This window comes from Candidatus Caldatribacterium sp. (assembly GCA_014359405.1).
Taxonomy (GTDB): Bacteria; Atribacterota; Atribacteria; order Atribacterales; family Caldatribacteriaceae; genus Caldatribacterium; species Caldatribacterium oleiphilum.
Genome location: JACIZN010000008.1, coordinates 23,837 through 27,113, shown reverse-complemented (window position 1 = coordinate 27,113; position 3,277 = coordinate 23,837). Strand labels below are relative to the sequence as shown.

Below are 3,277 nucleotides of genomic sequence, written 5' to 3'. Positions count from 1 at the left end.
TTAGAGCATGCCTTCTTCCCTCGCCGGACCATTGTTCCGTACGTGAGCATCGTGCACGATCGAGTGGCGGTTGAAATTGCCCGAGGGTGCACCCGGGGATGCCGCTTCTGCCAAGCAGGAATGATTTACCGACCAAAGCGAGAACGTTCCCCAGAACAGGTAATGGAAATAGCCCTTGAGCTCCTTAAAACGAGCGGCTACGAGGAAATTTCTCTCCTCTCCCTGAGCAGTACAGACTACTCTCACATTGAGGAACTCGTGGAGAGGCTCTCAAGCGTCCTTGAACCTTACAGGGTGAACGTTTCTTTGCCCTCGCTGCGCATGGATGCTTTCAGCGTGGCGATTGCCAAAAGTATTAAGCGTGTGCGAAAGAGTACCCTCACCTTTGCTCCTGAAGCAGGGACAGAAAGACTGCGAAATGTCATCAACAAGGGCTTGCGAGACGAAGAGATACTTGCTGCCGCAGAAAACGCTTTTTCCTCCTCCTGGCAGGAAATCAAGCTCTACTTTATGATTGGACTGCCTTTTGAAAGGGAAGAGGACATTCGGGGTATAGGTCACACCGTTAGGGAAATCCTCAAGGTTGGCAAAAGCTTTAAGAAGGATGCCAGGGTACACCTGAGCATCGCTACCTTTGTTCCTAAACCCCATACTCCTTTCCAGTGGGTTCCGCAGGAGAGAAAAGAAAGCCTTGAAGAGAAGATTCGCCTTTTGAAAGATCTCTTCCGCCCCCTGAAGGCTTCCGTGCGGTACCACTGGTCATCCTTTGAGATGAGTGCGGTTGAAGCACTCCTTGCCCGAGGCGACCGAAGACTTTCAGGGGTCATCGAACGGGTGTACAGAAAAGGGGGTATCTTGGAGGGATGGCAGGAACACTTTCTCTTCAAGCGATGGGAAGAAGCCCTCGAGGAAGAAGGCCTTGACCTTTCCTCCTACCTCCACAGGGAACGCTCCTTCGAAGAAGAACTCCCCTGGGAGTGCATTTCCTGTGGAGTGAGCAAGGCGTTCCTTTGGGAAGAATACGAACGTGCCCGTCGTGAGCTTCTTAGCCCCCCTTGCTCTCCCGGGAAGGGGTGCACGCGGTGCGGGGTGTGTAAAAGTGGAGCGATACCGTTACCGAATACGACACCGTAAGCTTTCGCCGTTCCATCTCCTTGCCCATCTTGATGTGTACCGGATGTGGGAACGGGCTTTTCGTCGGGCTGGAATTCCTGTTATGTACTCTCAAGGTTTCAATCCTCGCCCCCTTTTCTCTTTCCCTTTTGCCACTCCCCTGGGGGTAGAAAGTAAGGCGGAGTGCTTTGAGGTTTTCTGCAGAGAACCCATCCCACCATGGGAACTCGGGGAAAAACTCTCCCTGGAAGTTCCTCAAGAGTTGGGTATTGAGGAGGTTTCTGCTCTTGCCTCTTTCGATCCCCCACTGCAAAAGGTGATGCAGGGTATCGTGTACTCTTTCTTCTTCCGAGAGTTACCGCCGGAGGAGCTACCTCCACTCCCTAAGGGTATAGTGCTCCTTGGAACTTCGAGGAGAGTGCCTTCTATGGTATCATTTCTCTTTGAGGGAGAGCGGTTGCTCTGGAATCCCTTGAAGCTTGCTTCCCTTCTGGTGGGGGAGTACAATTTTCCTTTTCCGGAGAGGATTCAAAAAGAGAGAATTGTTCTTCGAGGGGAGAGAAATGGAGGATAAGCATTGCGGAGAGACATTGTGATTGACATGTCTGAAGTAGAAACGCGGGCCGCGCTTCTTGAGGACGGGAAAGTTGTGGAGTTCTTCTTTGAACGGGCTTTGGAGTTACGCCTTGCAGGTAACATTTACAAAGGCGTTGTGGAAAACGTCCTTCCAGGAATCCAATCGGCTTTCGTGAACATCGGTCTTGACAAGAATGCCTTCCTCTTTGTAGGAGATATGCTTCTTGATGAGAAGAGAAAGGACGTGCGAATCGAGGATTTAGTGAGAGTTGGTGAGGAAATTATCGTCCAGGTGGCCAAAGAGCCTATGGGAACAAAAGGTGCTCGTGTTTCCACAAAAATTACCCTTCCTGGACGATACGTAGTATTCATGCCGGGAATAAACGTTGTGGGCGTGTCCCATCGCATTGCCTCTTCGGAGGAACGGGAGCGGTTGAGGAGAATTGTGGAACGGGTACGTCCGGAAGGGTCAGGAATTATTGTTCGAACCGCTGCGGAGGGAAAGAGCATCGAGGAGATTCGAGAGGACATTGAATCCCTTCTCCGCCTGTGGGAACGCATCAAGAAAAAGGCGGAAGTGACTGCCGCTCCAGCGCTCCTCTACCAGGAGGCAAGTCTCATTTATGCTCTTGTTCGGGATGTAGTGGACGAAAGTGTAGAACACATCTGGATTAACTCGTTCTTTGGGTATCAGAAATTGAAGGACTTCGTGGAGTCCGTTGCACCTCATCTTGCTGACCGAGTCCATTTCTTTGAGGGCAAAGAAAATATTTTCGAGCACTTTGGCCTCCAGAAAGAAATCGAGCGAGCCCTAAGCCGAAAGGTCTGGTTAAGGAGCGGAGGGTACCTCGTATTTGACCGAACTGAAGCCATGACTGTTATCGATGTAAATACGGGGAAATTCGTAGGAAAGAAAGATCTCCAGGAAACCATTCTGCGAACTAACCTTGAAGCTGCCGAGGAAATCGCCCGCCAGGTTCGTCTGAGAGATATTGGTGGTATCATCCTCATCGACTTCATCGATATGGAGAAGAGAGAGCATCGTCGACAGGTTGTCCGAGCTCTTGAGGAGTTCCTGAGTCGAGATCGGACCCGATGTACCGTTGTAGAGATGAGCGAACTTGGCCTTGTGGAGATGACCCGGAAGCGTGTTCGCAAAAGCCTCGACTCTCTCTTGCGGGAACCCTGTCCCTTCTGCGAGGGCGAAGGAAGGGTTCTCTCTCTTGAAACCCTGGCGGTGAATTTTCTCCGCAAAATTGAGGAAATATGCCGCCATACCACTTCTCCGGTCTTGGGATTCGCAGTGGGGGAGGAATTGGGGAAGTATCTCGCCTCTGAGGGAGAGCGGTTCTTGGATAACCTGAGGAAACTCTATGGGAAGGAAATCCTCTGGAAGGTGAGCAAAGACCTTCCGCCCCGAAGGTACAGCATCATCGGCGTGGGGGATGCAGAGGTTCGAGCCCGAATGCAGGAAACCCTGTGATCATTTGACGGGAGAGGGGATCTGTGGTAAATTACCGTCCGGCTTTGGGAGGTGAGCGCAAGGTGTTTGCCATTATTGAAGCTGCTGGGAAACAGCACAAAGTCA

3 protein-coding genes and 1 pseudogene (1 of these 4 only partly in view) are annotated in these 3,277 nt (G+C 51.5%); all 4 read left to right on the top strand.

Going from position 1 to position 3,277, the window contains the following annotated elements; genetic code table 11:
- On the top strand, window positions 1–1,134 hold a 1,134-nt coding region (locus tag H5U36_01360), incomplete at its 5' end, for a radical SAM protein (protein MBC7216830.1).
- Entirely contained in the window at window positions 1,100–1,687 is a 588-nt protein-coding gene (locus tag H5U36_01355; protein ID MBC7216829.1) for a DUF2344 domain-containing protein, read from the top strand. The genes H5U36_01360 and H5U36_01355, both read left to right, overlap by 35 nt.
- Window positions 1,688–1,690: 3 nt before the next feature.
- On the top strand, window positions 1,691–3,172 hold the full coding sequence (locus H5U36_01350; protein ID MBC7216828.1) for an Rne/Rng family ribonuclease: 1,482 nt from the start codon (window positions 1,691–1,693) through the stop codon (window positions 3,170–3,172).
- Window positions 3,173–3,234: 62 nt separating this feature from the next.
- Window positions 3,235–3,277, top strand: a pseudogene (gene rplU / locus H5U36_01345) (50S ribosomal protein L21); it runs 287 nt beyond the window's last position.